The following is a 16,157-nucleotide window of genomic DNA, read 5'->3' as shown; positions in this document are numbered from 1 at the left end:
GCAAAAAAATGGTGCCAGTGTGCGTGGAAACGGATAGATTTGTACCCGTTAAAATTGTCACCAGCCGCATGATTGAGCTTTACGATGTTCTCGCCCTCTGTTTCTTCTCGTTTTTAGCGGGTTTCATCGATGCCATCATCGGCGGAGGCGGCCTTGTGCAAACACCGGCGTCGTTGTTCATTCTTCCGCAGTATCCCGTTCCTGTGATCCTGGCTACCACAAAGATCCCCTCTATGGCCGGGAGCATCATGAGTGGCTATCAGTACAGCCGCAAAGTGAAGCTCATCGCCCGGGTCCTGCTTCCGGTTTGTGCCATTGCTTTTGCTGCAGCCATGGCCGGCTCGTATACCGTGAGTGTGGTACCCAACTATTTTATGAAGCCCCTGGCGTTCGGCATCCTGGTGATCGTGGCGATCTACACGTACCGGAAAAAAGATTTCGGCACCCAGAACAGCGAGGAACCGATGCCTGTTTCAAGGCAGCTGGCGTATGGTGCGCTGATGGGATTACTGCTCGGTTTTTACGATGGCTTCTTCGGTCCGGGCACCGGCAGCTTTCTCGTGCTGGGCTTCATCACACTGATCGGATTCGATTTTCTCAGGGCCAGCGCTCATGCCAAGCTGGTGAACATCGCCACCAATGTAGGCAGCGTTCTTTTTTTCTCCCTCAAAAGTCTCATCCTCATTAAAATTGCCATTCCCATGGCGGTGTGCAATGCCTCCGGCGCTTTTTTCGGAGCGCGGTTAGCCATTCTGAAAGGCAACAAATTTATCAGGGTGTTCTTTTTGATGGTGGTTGTTGCCATCATCCTTCGCTTCGGTTATGATCTTTTTGTGAAGTAGCCAAGCCTACAGTCTGTTTTACTCCTTAGCATCGTTGATCTCGAGCCAGTAGCCGTCGGGGTCTTGTAACCAGATCTGTTTGACGCCATCCACACGGTTGGAGATGGTATTCTTCTTACCCGACACATCTTCGAATGGAATGTTATTCTTTTTGAGCACTGCGGTAAATGCTTCCACAGAAGGCACGCTGAAGCAAGTGTGCTGATTCTTATAATACGTTTTCTTTTCGGTGGCTCCCTGGATCACGTGCATGGCCACACCTCCACCCAAACTATACCAGGCATGCTTGCCATCATGAAACGGCTCGGGGATGGTATCCAGTCCGATGATGTTCTCATAAAACGCTTTGGTTACTTTCAGGTCAACAACGAAGATGGCGGTGTGGTTGATCCTGACCTTCGGTTTTACCTGGGCTTTTGCGAGTTGTGGGGATATGACGAGCAGAAGTATGAGAGCGAGCAGGCGATTCATGGGTTGTTTATGTTTTATTGGAACCGTAAGATAGGGAAAAGAGCTAGAAGTCAGAAGTCAGGAGTAAGGAGTAAGAATTAAGGAGTAAGGAGGCTCTGACGACTTGTGGTGTATCGGTCGAAAAGTAGATCTGGAAGAAAAGAAAAAGACGGAAAATGATAATGAAGTGCGTTCATAACCCCATGGGGCCGTTATGGGGGGAAATAGTCCGCAGGAGGAAAAATGGGGCGTTGCGGGAGAGAAGATAGGTAGTTTCAGTATTTTACCCTTTGGAAAATTTATCATCATGAATATTGTCAGGTTTATAACGATCTGTGTTCTTTGTTTCTTTCAGGTTTTATTTTGTTATGCCCAGCCCGCGTTGAGTACGTATGCTACGGAGGTTGCACCGCTGATGACGGCGTTTGCGGCGGATGAGGGAAGCCTGACCCGTTTCTATGTTGTTCAGAATTCGCCGGAAAGGCGCGAACGGCTCACAAAGTTTTACCAGGATTACCTGGGCCAGCTGAAGTCGATCTCCTTCAACAACCTGTCGGCTGGCGGAAGGGCGGACTACATTCTCTTTAAAAGAGATCTCGAGAACAGATTGTTCCTGCTTTCGCAGGAGGGAAAAGAGTATAACGCGGTGCAAAAGTTTGTATCGTACGGAGACCCCATCTATGAGCTGGAGAAACTTCGCCGCCGCGGTACACATCTTGAAAGCCCTAAAGTTGCCGCCACACTGAGCGACCTCCGGACAACCGTAAACCAAAAGATCGTAGCGCTGATCCAGGAGCCGAACCTAACGCCTGCCCTGGCGGCACGAGCGTCTGACATCGTAGCCGCCCACCAGGGTGCGCTGAGAAGTGTATTCGAATTCTACCACGGTTATGATCCTGATTTCACCTGGTGGGTGAAGAAACCTTTACAGGAATTGGATAGCACACTCGCCAAATATTCGCGCCTGTTAAAGAACAAGATCGACAAAACCGTTCTGCCGAAAGACGATGGCAGCGGCATCATCGGGAGTCCCATCGGCAGAGAAGAGCTGTTGCGCCTGCTGAAATATGAGCTGATCCCCTACTCGCCCGAAGAGCTCATCGAGATCGCCAATAAGGAATTTGCGTGGTGCGATGCCGAGCTCCTCAAAGCGTCAAAAGAAATGGGCTTCGGCAACGACTGGAAAAAAGCGCAGGAGAAAGTGAAGCAGACCTATGTGCCCGCAGGCCACCAACCCGAAGCCATGCTCAAGCTGTATGACGAGTCGGTTGCGTTCCTCAAAGAAAAGGACCTCATCACCATTCCACCGCTGGCTGAAGAAACCTGGCGGATGCTGATGTTGTCTCCCAAAGCGCAATTGGTCAGTCCCTTTTTTCTGGGGGGCGAAGTACTCAGGATCTCCTATCCTACCGACGACATGTCGCACGAAGACAAGATGATGAGTTTCCGGGGGAACAACCCGCACTTTGCCAGGGCCGTGGTGCATCATGAGCTCATCGCCGGCCATCACCTGCAGGGCTTCATGAACAACAGGAATAAGGTGTACCGGAATTTCCGCACACCCTTCTGGACCGAAGGCTGGGCTTTGTACTGGGAATTTGTGCTCTGGGATATGAACTTTCCCCGCTCACCTGAAGACAAGGTTGGGATGTTGTTCTGGCGGATGCACCGCTGCGCACGGATCATCTTCTCCCTCAACTATCACCTGGATAAATGGACACCCCAGCAATGCATCGATTTCCTTGTTGACCGCGTGGGGCACGAACGCGCTAACGCTGAAGGTGAAGTACGCCGCTCATTCACTACCAACTATGGGCCATTGTACCAGCTGGCGTATATGACCGGGGCGTTCCAGTTTTATGCTTTGAAAAAGGAATTGGTGGATTCTGGTAAGATGACTTATAAGCAGTATCACGATGCGGTGATGCGTGAGAATAGTATGCCCGTGGAGATGGTCAGGGTGATCCTTACTGATCAAAAGGTGAAGGAGGATTTCAAAACTTCGTGGCGGTTTTATGATAAATAGGTATTGCGGCATAAATTTGTGTGGGGAATTAAGTTTCGGTGCCGCTCCGAGGCCGCGGCGGGGGCCTCGTCATATGGCATTCGGACTCAACCCAATCCGCGCATGCTCCTGCCAGGCCGAAGATTGGCTTATGTCCTCATGCCATATGACTGGAAGAGTATGCTCAACGATTTGGGTTCCGGTCAGGCGTTAGTCTTGGGCAATATTAGTGGTGCTTGCTGATAACTCCGACAATTCCGCACATTCATTCTTCGTTTTTTGCGCCCTTTCTACCGTTATTTCATCCCTCCCATCCCCTTCAATTTTAAAACTTCGCATGGGGCCTTGCGACCAGGAGCTTAAATCAATGAAGTTCTGACACAAGGCCGTGGACCGTGGTCTGCGGACCGTGGACTATTCCGCCATTTATCATAAACAAGTATAATTTATGGCGAGAGGTTCTTAAATTAAGAAACGAAAACCATCAATCTGCATGAAGAAGAAACCTGTAAAAACCAAGAATACGGAAAGCTCGCGGAGAGCTTTTATCAAGAGCGCCGCCACGGCAGCTGCCGGACTTATGATCGTACCACGCCACGTTCTCGGTGGGCCGGGTTACCTGGCACCCAGCGACAAACTGCTCATTGCGGGCGTGGGTGTGGGTGGAAAAGGAAAATCAGACATTGCCAGTTTTTATAAAAGTGGTAAAGCCGAGATCGCCTTCCTCTGCGATGTTGACAAACGTATGATCGGCGCTTCAGTCGAGGCTTTTCCGAAAGCGAAGCTCTACACCGACTACCGTGAGCTGTTCGACAAAGAGTCTAAAAATTTCGACGCCGTCTCTGTCTCTACACCTGACCACCAGCACGCGGTGATCGCCATGGCCGCCATGCAGCTTGGTAAACACGTGTATGTGCAGAAACCTTTAACACACGATATCTGGGAAGCGCGCATGCTCACCGAAGCTGCCAAAAAATACAAGGTTGTAACCCAGATGGGAAACCAGGGCGCTTCCGGTGATGGCGTAAGACAACTCGTGGAGTGGTATGACGCCGGCATCATCGGCGACGTTCACACGGTGAAGATCTGGACCAACAGACCGATCTGGCCTCAGGGAATTGCGCGCCCTCCGAAAGCTGAAGTACCGCCGGAGCTCAACTGGGACCTGTGGCTCGGAACAGCACCACAAAAAGATTACTTCGACGGCCTTGTGCCCGGCAGCTGGCGAGGCTGGTGGGATTATGGAACAGGCGCACTCGGCGACCTGGGATGCCACCTGATGGAAGCTCCTTTCAGGGTGCTCAACCTGAAGTATGCGCTCGATGCACAAGCCAGTGTTACCAGCGTATTCACCGGCTGGGGTAAAAGAGGATTCTTCTCTGAAACACCTCCGCCCTCGAGCCACGCCACACTCACGTTCCCTAAAACCGATAAGACAAAAGGCAACGTGATCATGCACTGGATGGATGGCGGCATCAAACCTGAACGTCCTGAAGAGCTCGGCCCCGATGAACTGTTCGGCGATGGCAACAGCGGCATCCTGTTCGAAGGTACCAAAGGCAAGATGATGGCCAGCGAGTATGCTGCCAACGCGCGCCTGCTGCCGACTTCCAGGACAAACGAAGTGAAGGTTCCGCAGAAGCTGGCCCGCGTGCCGGGCGGCGCAGAAGGTCACTATGCACAGTGGGTAGAGGGTTGTATTGCGGGCTACGGAAAAATGGAGCTCAGCGCACCGTTCGAGAAGTCGGGCCCGCTCACTGAAGCTATTCTCATGGCAAACCTCGCCATCCGTGTTGCCGATATTCCGAAACCCAGGGCCAACGGACGCGGTAATGATTATCCCGGAAGCAACACGAAACTGCTGTGGGATTATCAGAACATGCGCGTTACCAACTACGACGAAGCCAACCAGTTTGTGAAACGCGAATACCGCCAGGGCTGGACGCTCGGGGTTTGAGGTTAAAAGTTTCAGGTTGGTTGCCGGTTGCCAGTTGCCGGTTAGAAATAAAAAAAGGAGTCCCGATATTTCGAGACTCCTTCTTTTTAAACCAACCTGTCTGTGGTCTGTCGACCGTGGACTGTGGACTCTCCTACTCTTTCAATATCTTCTTCACCGCGCTCCTTCCATCCTCATACCGCACCTGCAGGAAGTAAACGCCGGGGCGCATGCCAAGCTTGCCGGTGCTGATGCTGTAGGATCTGAACTTGTCTGAGCCACCATCGTCCGTGAACACTTCCACACCTTGGGCGTTGTGAATGAACACGCCCACGTGCATCGGCGTTTTCTCATGGAGCTCGATGTGCAGCTCGTCGCGTACTGGCACAGGATAGATGTTGAGGAACGAGTCAGGGCTTTCTTCGCTGATCTTCAGCTCGTCACCTTCTTCAGGGCCGCGCGATCTTGCAGAAGCTGTGGCAACCCCGTTGATCACGGTGAAGCTGACGGTAAGCGGTTGCCCTGCTATTCCCAACCCGTAGATCTCAGAGTAAGGTGTTGCCGTAAGCTGATAACTTCCGGGCACAGCAGGCCATGGCAGATCGATGAGCGATCCCACACCACCCAGTTGATAAGGCGCGAGATTATCCGTACGGTAGTTCACACCATTGAGGGTGAACACCACACTTTTCACTTTTCCGCCGGAGGCATTGGCCTTGATGTTGATCTTCTTATAAGCGGTTTTGCTCACATCGATCACGGTGCCATTGGTAAGGTCGGCAAGTTTGCTGCCGTTGAGCTTCACCACATCGAGGTCTGTTACACGCGCCGGGTTCACGATGCGGATCACGGCTGTGAGCGATCTTCCCGCCGTGCCACCACCATTCTTTTGCGTGTACGCTGTCGCCGTGAGCGTGTGCTCTTCTCCACCCAGCAACAGCAGCAAGTAGGTGCTCAGCGTGTTCAGTGAATACGGCGCCGTGTTGTCTGTGTTGGTGTTTTCGTTATCGAGCCGGAACCTGACACTGCCCACGGTTGAAGGATCTGTGTTGGCGCGGAAGGTCAGCTTGCTGAAATCAGGTTGTGTCATATCGATCTCAACGGTATCGGTAAACGTGGTCACCGGAAGGTTCGTACGCGTGTTGAACAGCGTAAAGCTTACCACACCATACGGCGTAACCGTCAGCTGGAATACTTTTGCATCACTCTTGCCCCGTGCATCGGTGGCCGTCACGCTCAGGTTATACGTTCCGGCATCGCCAGGCAAAGGTTTGATGCGGTAAGAAGCATTGCCGTTGGAGGTGCTCAGGGGCGTGATAAAGGCCAGGTCTTCTTCCAGCACCACCGTAACCGGCTCATTGTCGATATCGGTAGCCGTAAAGCTTACGTCTGCCGATGACAACTCTCTCACCGTAAGCGGACTGATCGCTGCCAGCACCGGCGGTGTATTCACCAGCACCTTGAGGGTAACCGGGATCTCTGTCTGCGCATGGGCAGGGTCGTTGCTCGAGAGCTTAAGCGTATCTGTATAGAAACCTGCCTCCAGGTCTGCGGCATTGAAGTTCACGGTAATGGTAGCTGATTGGCCGGGGAGCACGTAGCCGGCTTTCGGGCTGTAGGTGAGCCAGGGTGCCTGGGCGGGTCCGTCGAAGATGGCAACGTTGTCGATGTCCATCACGGGGCCCAATACTTCCATGGCCGAGAAGAAGACCAGCTGCTCGATGTTACCGGCAAACCCCTGGCCTGTGAATACTGCCTCACCGTCGATCAATACGGTAAACACAGAGGTAGCGCGTTTCACATCGATGCGCAGCTCAAAGTAGCCTGAAGGTAACGTGGCAGCGATCGGTGCAAAAACAGCATTGCCGCCTGCATCTTTCACCAGCGCGCTCAAGGTGCCGTTGGCGGCGATCTGGATGCGCGTGTTCACGAACGTGGCTGAAGGCGACTGCGGAACAACCTGCCAGGTCACCCCGGTTTCCACTTCGAGGCGTACCGTTGCTGAAGAAATCGAGTCGGTGCCGATAGCCACCACGGGTGAGAATGCGCGGGTGGCGCCCAGGCCATCCGATACACTCCTGATGTGCTGCGATCCTTCAAAAGGGTTTTCCGCTTCGATATCCCAATTGCTGAACTGCCCTACCCATCCTTTTTGTCCGTTGATATCACCGGGTGCAAAATCCTCAAATCCTGTCACATACAACGGCGTGGCTGCAGTGAGGCTATAACCTGATAAGATCGCTTTGATGTCAGCAAGGTCTACCCGTTCCGTTGACGGTGCTGTGCGTGGCGAAGTCTCTCTCCGCTCCTGTGGTACAGCCGTTACCGCCGCGGGCACCGGTGTATTTCCGAAGGCATATTTCAAAACGCTTGCGCCGGAGTTGGCAATGGTAATGGTCTGCGTGGCTTGTTCATCCACCAGCAGCTCCTGATATAGTGAGGTTGGTGTAACCGACATCACCGCGGGACTTCTGACGGTCAGCTGCGCCACCACCCCTACCAACGGATCTTCGGCAGCATTGCTCGAAACCAGAATGCCCGCAACATAAGAACCGGCACCGATGTCGGCAGCATCGAAATGGGCTTCGATCGTTGCTGTTCCCTGCACGGGGATGGTACCTGAAGCGGGGCTTACGCTAAGCCATGCCCGCGGATCTCCGTAGATCACCACATCATCGACCTGTGCATACCAATCGAAATCACCGGTGTTCGGATCGTAGTAGTGCCAGCGCAGGCGGAACGATGATCCGTTGCCGATGTAACCTGCCAGCGCGGCCGTGACAGACACGCCCGTGCCATGCAACGAGCCGTGATCTTCATTCCAGCGCAGCACGTTGGTCCATGCGCCACCATCCACCTGAATGTCGAGGTCAAGGAAATCCAGGCCGGCAAAGTTCTGGTAGTTGACGTTGTATTGTACCGCTATATTTTTGAATCCGGCGGTGGAAATAGCGGGCGTGATCAGCTCGGTATCGAACTCGACCTCCCCTGCGGCATCACTGCTGGCGGTGGCAGCCTCACCGGTACCTGCATAGTTATCTTCTCCGTACGCGGCCGCAAAATCCCAGACCACACCGGTGCCTGCATGATCAATAACCTGCCATCCTGCCGGCGGGAACAATGCGTCTTCAAAATCTTCCTGCAATACTGCGGTTCCGGTCAGCAACTGAAGGGTCGATGGCTTCGGTTCCACAACGGGTGAATCACGTTCATCCCTTTCTATTTTCGCGCGGGTCTTATCACTGACCACGCGTGTTGATTGTTTCGCTTTCGCCACAGCGAGCAATGGCTCACCACTGGTGGCTGCGCCGATCACCTGGAGGTTGTAACTCAGCGGATTGCCGCCGGTATTGCTGATCGTGAGGATCTTCGTAGTGTCTTCACGGAAGTCTACCGTAGCCTGCAGGAACGTAGGATCGACATCGATCTCCGGGTCGCCGAACACCCGCAACGACGCCGGTACTGTCAACCGGGTACTGGCCACTTTGATGTTGATGTTGGCATCGTACGTGCCGAATTCAAGATCGTTTGAATTGAAGGTCACCGTCAGCTCCACCGATGAACCTGAAGGCAGGTTTCCGCTGAGCGGTGAAACATTGAGGAACGAAACGCCCGACGCTTTTTTACCATCGATGATCTTGAAGTCATCCAGGTCAAGCGTAGGGCCCGCGGCCTCCATGCCCGAAAGGATCACCACTTCTTCGATGTCACCGGCAAATCCCTGACCGGTGTAAACGCGCGTGCCGTCAAAGTATACGTGGAAATAAGATGAATCGCGGTCAACTTCCACCGTCAGCTCAAAGTATCCTGAAGGTGTGGTTGCAAATGAGTCGAATGCGGCACCACCTGATCCGTTAGAGATCAACGCGCTCACGGTACCGTTCGGCGCGAACTGGATGCGCGTGCTCACGAGCCCGGCTGTCGGTGACTGCGGGATGATCTGCCACGTCACACCCGTGCCCTGGATATTGAGCTTCATGGAGGTGGTGGATTTTTCTTCTGATCCGATCGGTACCAGCGGCGATACGGCTGCCGACAAACCGAGGCCATCCGAGAGTCCCCTGAAGTGCTGGCTTCCGCTGTAAGCATTGTCGGCTTCAATTCTCCAGTTGCCAAACTGCCCGAACCAGCCTTGCTGGCCGTTGACATCAGCCAGGCTAAAATTCTCAAAATCAGTAGCATATTGTGTCGCAGATGCAGGAACAGCTAATGCAGACCGCAGGGCATAATTACCTGCATCGGGGCGTCCGGTATCATGTGCTGCTTCGCTGGACAGATCAGCAGAAACGCGTTGTGAAGCGTTGTGCCGGATTTTCTCCGCAGGGTCGGGCGCAGCGGTACGTGCCTCAGCTCCTGCCGGAAGAATGCGCTGGATCATCGTTATACCTGCGCTTGCACCAACACCTTCAACATCCACGGTAAATGTCTGATCATCAGGGCCGTTATTACGCAGTACCAGAACCTGCGTTGAGGTCTGATCCTTTTCAAGTTCTGCTTGAAGTGAATCGGGGCTGACCGTAAATTCCGGACCCAGCACCGTAAGTGTGGCCGGAACCGAAACAGTGCCCTGGCCCGGAACATTGGTTGCAATATCGATGGATGCTTCGTACACGCCGGAGTCGAGACCGGTGGCGTCAAAGGTCACTTCAAGGTCGAGTTGCGCTCCCGCAGCGATCACACCTTGCGCCGGACTCACCTGCACGAAACCAGGACCCGAGAGGTAGCGAATGGCGTTGTGATAGATGAGCGGAAGGTCACCCGAGAACTGAAGCGGTCCGCCGTTGCCAAGGCTTGGCAGCATGTTCAGCGCCACAACGTTCGCGTTAGCAGCCAGGAACAGCTGGCCATTGCTCCACTCCGCGAGGGCTACCGCACCGGGGGCCAGTGCCACGTTCTGCACAAAGCCACTGTAGGTGAGTGTTGACACGCCCTGCATCACGGGATGGGTGGGCGCGAGGATGTCTCCCAACGTTACGTTGATCTGCGCATCGGTTGTCGAAGGAATGAAGGGGCCGTATTGTTCGTCGATGAACCTGCCTTCGAGCTTCCATGCATCGTATGAATAAGTGAACTGGTTGGAGATCACTTTACCGCCGGCGTCGATGTAATCCGCCAGCAGGTCGCCGATCACTTCGGGATCTACCGCACCGGACTGCAGCCACTGTGTATTGTTTGTGGTAAAGACCACATCATAACCAGCAAGGTCGGCCAGCGTGATCGACGGCAGCGCCGCCTTCGGAAAGATGTCTGCATCCACATCGCTGAAAGCGTCGAGGATGGAAGCAATATCGTTCACGTTGTTATCCGGTGTGAGCACCAGCACCTTTGCCTCGGCTGCCATCTGCGCTTCTGACCGCAGCCTCACCTGGGCGGGGTATCCGCTGGTGGCGTTATCTTTCAGCTGTGCACTGCTTTGCTGGATCTCACCCGATGGGATGGTAATGGTTTGCTCCGTCGCCAGGGTAGTGGCGGCGGCGGTGGACACTTCCACCGAGAACTGCAGATCGCTGCCTCCCGTATTTTTGAGAGTCAATGTTTGCGTCTCCGTTCTGCCTGTGTTCAATTGGGCTGATAAGGATAACGGTGTTACTTCGAGGTCCGGAGCCGGTACCCCCTCTCCCGTCAGGTAAACCGTGAGCACAGCATTCAGGCTGTCGTTGGTGCCGATGGATAACGTTCCGGAATCCGCGCCCAGGCCTGAAGGGCTGTAGGTGACGGCGATCACGGCATCATCGAACGGTGCTACGTCAAGGGTGTCTGTGACGCTTGTCGTAAACTCGCCGGCGGAAGACGTAACCGGGGCGATGTGAAGTACTTCCGCCCCCGCATTATGAACCGTCACTTCAAGTGTTTTGGAGCCACTTTCAAACACCGGCCCGAAGTTCAGGGTGTCAGGCGCCACGGATGCAATAGGCTTGCCGTTGCTGATCACGGTCAGAACGACAGGAATGGTGATGGAAGGATCTGACGGATCGTTGCTTGTCACGATCAGGTCCTGAGCGTAGGTACCTGGCAGCAGCTCGCTGGCGTCAATGGTCACTGTAACCTTCAGCGTATCGTATGCTGCCACAGTTCCGGAGACCGGCGAGGGTGTAGCAAAATCCGTGGATGCCAGGCCATCGAATTGAAAGTTGAGCACGCCCGCGCCAGAGTTCACAATGGTAAGTTGCCGGGTGGTGCTCTGGGTACTCTGCAACTGGGCCGTCAGCGTGTCAGGAAATACTGTGATCACCGGAGGGAAATTGGTTGCCTGCGCCACCACGTTGGAGATTGCGGAATAGTTGCCAAAAAAATCTGCTGCCTTGATGGCGAAGTAATATTGGGTGCCTCCGGCCAGTCCTGTAACTGTGTAGCTTTGAACCGACCCGGCTGGTGAAGGTGCGGGCGGGTTTGCGACTGCAGTAGCGGCACCAAAATTGGCGCTGGTGATCGGCGCTGTTGAATAACGAATATCATATACAGAAGCTGAGCCGTTGCCGGGATCGGCGGGGGCTGTCCATGCCAGTGTTACGCTGGTAATGGTAGCGCTGGTGGCCGCAAGATCCGTGATCGCCGCAGGGGCATTGCCATCGTCTGACTGCAGCGCCTTGAAAGCGTTGAGTCGTCCGGAGCCCAGCAGTCCTGTGAATGGAGGATCAGCGGCATCCACGTCATCGACCAGCTGTGTGAGCCTGCCGCGAAGCATCTCAGGTGTAAAACCATTGCCACCGAATTTTGAAACGACGAGCGCAGCCACCCCTGAAACGTGAGGACACGCCATGGACGTTCCCTGGAAGAAAGCATACTGACCACCTGCGATGGTGCTGAGCACGCCATGAGGATCGTCAGCCACAAAGGTCTCTCCTCCCGGCGCCGATATATCCACCCAGGCACCATAGTTGGAGTACCACGCTTTTTTGTCCTGGTTGGTGCGACCACCCACAGCAAGTGTCTTGTCATAAAAACCGGGATACCAGTTTCCGTCATCGTCTTCATTGCCCGCGGCGAAGATCACGATGCCTCCGCGCATAGGCCCTACCTGGTTTCCATTTTCATCCTTGCCTGCTTCCGCGATGAAGTAGTCGATGCCATCCAGCACTGCCTGCTCAAAGACGTCGGGAAAGGTATAGCCCCAGCTGTTCTGGGAGATCACCGCGCCGTTGTCAGCTCCGTACACGTAACTTTCCGCAAACCCTCCGTTGGCTGTTCCACCGAAAGCTGCCAGCGTCATGATGCGGGCGCCGTCGCCGATACCGGAACCTCCCGCCACGCCTGCCACACCAACAGCGTTGTTGGTCACGGCCGCGATCGTTCCACTGGTGTGTGTGCCATGGTCATCGGGCGCGATCTCACCGGTGTTGTCACCGAAGCCATAACCGTTATAGTCATCCACAAAACCGTTGTTGTCATCATCGATATCGTTGCCGGGGATCTCATCGCTGTTCACCCACATGTTGGCCGCGAGATCGGGGTGATTCACCTGCGCGCCGCCATCGGTCACGGCCACCACCACGTTAGGGGTACCGGTCTCGATGGTCCATGCCTGGAAGAGGCTGATGTCGGAGTCCGGTGTTCCGCCTGCCTGGCCTGTATTGTTATAATGCCACTGGCTTGCCAGCAGCGGGTCGTTTGCTAAACCGATCAAGGGAGCCTTCGATGCTTTTTCGCTTACGCGGATGGGACCGAAACCTTTCTTGTCAGAGCCGATGATCTTCTTGCTGTAAGAAGGCTCAGCCTTTTCGATGTGGTCGATGGCCCCATAGGAAGCCAACGCTTCGGCCACTGGTGTCGATTTGTCCATGCGGATCTCGTACCACCGGTGAAGGCCATACCTGCGGTGCTTCGCTTCAAATTTTCCCGCGGGGCGGAACACACGTTGAAAGGAGCTGACCTTATACCGGATGTTGGCAAGGTCAAGCGACTGGACGCCAGTAAGCAAAACATTGTCTGCGTTGCGCGACATGCGCGTAGTCTCCAGGCGCTGGGCAAGTTCTTCAGAAACCTTGATGCGCAAGGTACCGGGCTCGAATTCAGTCCGTTGCTGGGCAAGGGCGAGATTAGCGGTGAGCACCACTAACCCTACAGCTACCGCATATATCAATGCCAGGCGCTGTACGTTCACGTAGATGTACTTCATTCAGTATAGGTTAATTATGGAAATTCCGTTACCTATGCAGAAGACAAAGTGCTTATGCTCAAAGTGTTTCTCCTCTCCTATTAACCTTTCCCTCTAAATAACTAAAGCTGCAATTTGCCGGACAGATGGTGGCGATTCGATCGGATGGTGCGGTTTGCCGGGTGGATTGGGCAAACGATCAACAACAATATCAATTACAAGATTTTACCACATAGCGGCAATACGTGGTGTAACTTAAAGCTGAAAATTTCGACGAACGGATCGCTTATAGTCGACGGCAACTATGGGGTCCGTTGTATCAAAACGTAGAATTTAAAGCATGTGTGCGCCTACCACTGGCCGCGAATCCTTATTGTACGTTACAACTTGTAAGTGCGCCGATAGCCGTTAAGTGGTAGTTACATTTCAGCGCACCAGCCATCGCCTGGTGAACTGCTTTTGGGCGATGACGGCGTTGATCGCATAAACGCCGGAAGGCAACCTGCGGCCGAGGTCAACAGAAATGCGTTTGCAATTATCTTCACACGTGATGATTTTCGAGAATATAACCTGGCCCGTAACGTTCACGATGTAAACTATTGCTTTACCAGCCTGGCCTGGGGCACCTTCATAAGAAATTGTAAGCGTAGCGGTTCCCTCCTTTGCAGGATTTGGAAACAGGGAGACCACACCGTTATTTTTTATTTCCTGAGGATCCGGTGCCAGACCTGTTACAACGGTATCACCACCGGTCACCTCCTCCTCATACACTGCGGTGTATGAGGTATCCTCCAACGGTGTGGAGATCACCTGGCTTTCGGCGCCGCCATGAAGCCACGCACTGAAGATATAGGTTTTTCCATCAACGACCTGCGGCGTAACGACACCAATGGTACGCTCAAGCCGCTCGACGCCCACCACGGCAAGCGGTGTATTTACCGGCAGACCATCCAAACTCACTTGCAAGCCTTCGGGTTGTGATACCAGTGTGAAGGTAGACTTCCTGGGATGAATGTCACGATACGCTGTATCTGACGCTCCCTGTGAGTCAGTCACAACGAGGTATAACCTGTACCACACATTGTCTGAGGTCTCTCCCCTGACAGGTACAGTGAACGAACCTGATCTTGTACCAGATGCTACAGGTGGACCATCATGACGGTGGGTGTCGTGGTGAAAATCGGCAAACCAGGTAAAACGTGATGCAGGCAGAATACCGTCTTCCGCATCAGTGGCATCACCTGAGAACATGATCTCATCTCCGGCGCGGTACAACGTTCCGGCTGCTGGTGTGATGATCTGCGCTACGGGCAACCGGTTTGACGTTACTGTGAGTCGCGCGGTGTTGCTTACCACACTCCCGGATGTATTGGAAACACGAACCCGATAATTACCGGTGTCGCTGGCGGTTGCCTGTACAATGGTGAACGTAGCCATCGAAGCCCCGGAAATATCAGCACCGTTCTTCTGCCACTGGTAAGTCAGCGGAGCCTTACCCGAAGCTGTAACAGAGAACGAAGCCGGCTGCCCCAGTGATACAGAAACAGGTTCGGGATGTTTGAGAATGGCCGGGGCATCACCGGACGAATAGATCACCTTATATAAGGAGCCCGTACTGCGCACCAGGTAATACAGGTTCCCATCGATACCTGTGCTGAGATACAACGCATCTTCACCAATGTCCGTGGCGAAATTCTCTACAGTGACGGAAGCGCCTGAGAACACCAGCATCCGGATCCACTGACTGCAGTAATCCTGGAAGAAATAACGGCCTGTATAAACCGATGGATAATCTGACTGCACCGGGTTGAAAAACGTGCCGCCGGTGATGGCGCACCCGAACGCATCATTTCTGCCGTGGGCATAAGCATACACCGCATTGGTGAAGGCAGGGTTCGTGCTGTTGCCTTCTGCCAGGGGCCATCCGTAGTTTTTGCCAGGCAATGTAGCGTCGTTGATCTCTTCCCATTTTTCAAGTCCTACGTCGTTCACGAAGATCGTTCCTGTGCCCGGCTGAATATCGAAGGTAAAAGGATTGCGAAGCCCGTACGACCACACGCGCCTGCGCTGCTCCGAACCGGATGGATAAGGGTTGTCTGCAGGAGCTGTTCCGTCCGGGTTGATCCTGATCACCTTACCATGATAAGTATCGAGGTTCTGTGCGTTGGCGCCGGTGGCATTGTCGCCGATAGAAACATAAAGCTTACCCTCCTTGAAGCGCATGGCACCACCATTGTGAATGGAGGCCGTGCGCGGATCGAGCTCCAGGATAATTTTTTCGGATGAAGTCGCTGCTACGTTACCATTGCAAGTGAAGCGGCTGATGCGGTTGTGCGAACCATTGGGCAGCGTATAGTACAGATAAATATACTGATTGGTGATAAAATCGGGATCGACTGTGATGCCCACCAGTCCGCCCTCTCCCCGCGAGTTCACCTGAAGTTTGATCATGGGATCGGGCAGCAATGTTCCGTCTTTGATCACACGAACCGTCCCACCCTGCTCCGTAACCAATATACGTCCATCAGGTGTAAAGGTCATCGCCGCCGGTTTGGCCATGCCGGTAACTACCTGCACAGGTGTGAATCCCGGTGGAAAGGTTTGGGAAATCGTAGTGAATGGAAACAGCAGCATGAGGATGCTGAAAACGCAGTGAGGGATAAAAGGTCCGGGCGGTTTCATAGTGGTAAGGGGCGCAATACGGGTGTGCGCACCAAACTCATACCTGCGAAGGCTCCCCGTATTTTTTGAAAAATTCTCCACTCTCTGTGCACTTTTTCTGCACGCCTGGCGGAGTCTAAATGCGAGCGGCTATCCGCCGGAGATCTG

The 16,157-nt window shown here is 53.9% G+C and carries 6 protein-coding genes; 3 read left to right on the top strand and 3 right to left on the bottom strand.

Features of this window, described 5'->3' with window-relative positions:
• Positions 1-68 precede the first annotated feature (68 nt).
• Positions 69-842: a sulfite exporter TauE/SafE family protein gene (locus tag KK083_RS19165; RefSeq protein ID WP_254166335.1), complete on the top strand. Its 774-nt coding sequence runs from the start codon at positions 69-71 to the stop codon at positions 840-842.
• Positions 843-860: 18 nt separating this feature from the next.
• Here KK083_RS19165 and KK083_RS19160 read toward each other — a convergent pair whose 3' ends face one another.
• A complete protein-coding gene (locus KK083_RS19160; protein ID WP_254166326.1) occupies positions 861-1,313 on the bottom strand; it encodes a VOC family protein in 453 nt (150 codons plus the stop codon).
• Positions 1,314-1,599: 286 nt separating this feature from the next.
• Between KK083_RS19160 and KK083_RS19155 the strand changes: the two genes are divergently transcribed.
• Together KK083_RS19155 and KK083_RS19150 are read left to right on the top strand one after the other, a co-directional pair.
• Positions 1,600-3,318, top strand: a complete 1,719-nt coding sequence (locus KK083_RS19155; RefSeq protein WP_254166316.1) for a DUF885 family protein — start codon at positions 1,600-1,602, stop codon at positions 3,316-3,318.
• 472 nt (positions 3,319-3,790) lie between these two features.
• Positions 3,791-5,254 carry a Gfo/Idh/MocA family protein gene (locus tag KK083_RS19150; protein WP_254166314.1) on the top strand — a complete coding sequence of 488 codons (1,464 nt, stop codon included), beginning with the start codon at positions 3,791-3,793 and terminating at the stop codon, positions 5,252-5,254.
• A 133-nt stretch (positions 5,255-5,387) separates the two neighbouring features.
• Here the strand turns inward: KK083_RS19150 and KK083_RS19145 are convergent, their stop codons facing one another.
• Both KK083_RS19145 and KK083_RS19140 read right to left on the bottom strand, forming a co-directional pair.
• A complete protein-coding gene (locus KK083_RS19145) occupies positions 5,388-13,349 on the bottom strand; it encodes an Ig-like domain-containing protein (RefSeq protein WP_254166312.1) in 7,962 nt (2,653 codons plus the stop codon).
• Between the two features lie 405 nt (positions 13,350-13,754).
• Positions 13,755-16,091 (bottom strand): PQQ-dependent sugar dehydrogenase, encoded by a 2,337-nt coding sequence (locus KK083_RS19140; RefSeq protein ID WP_254166304.1) that lies wholly within the window; start codon positions 16,089-16,091, stop codon positions 13,755-13,757.
• Between the last annotated feature and the right edge of the window lie 66 nt (positions 16,092-16,157).

The organism is Chryseosolibacter histidinae, assembly GCF_018598225.1.
Taxonomy (GTDB): Bacteria; Bacteroidota; Bacteroidia; order Cytophagales; family Cyclobacteriaceae; genus Chryseosolibacter; species Chryseosolibacter histidini.
The sequence above is the reverse complement of the archived record's forward strand: the minus strand, read 5'-3'. Positions and strand labels throughout refer to the sequence as shown.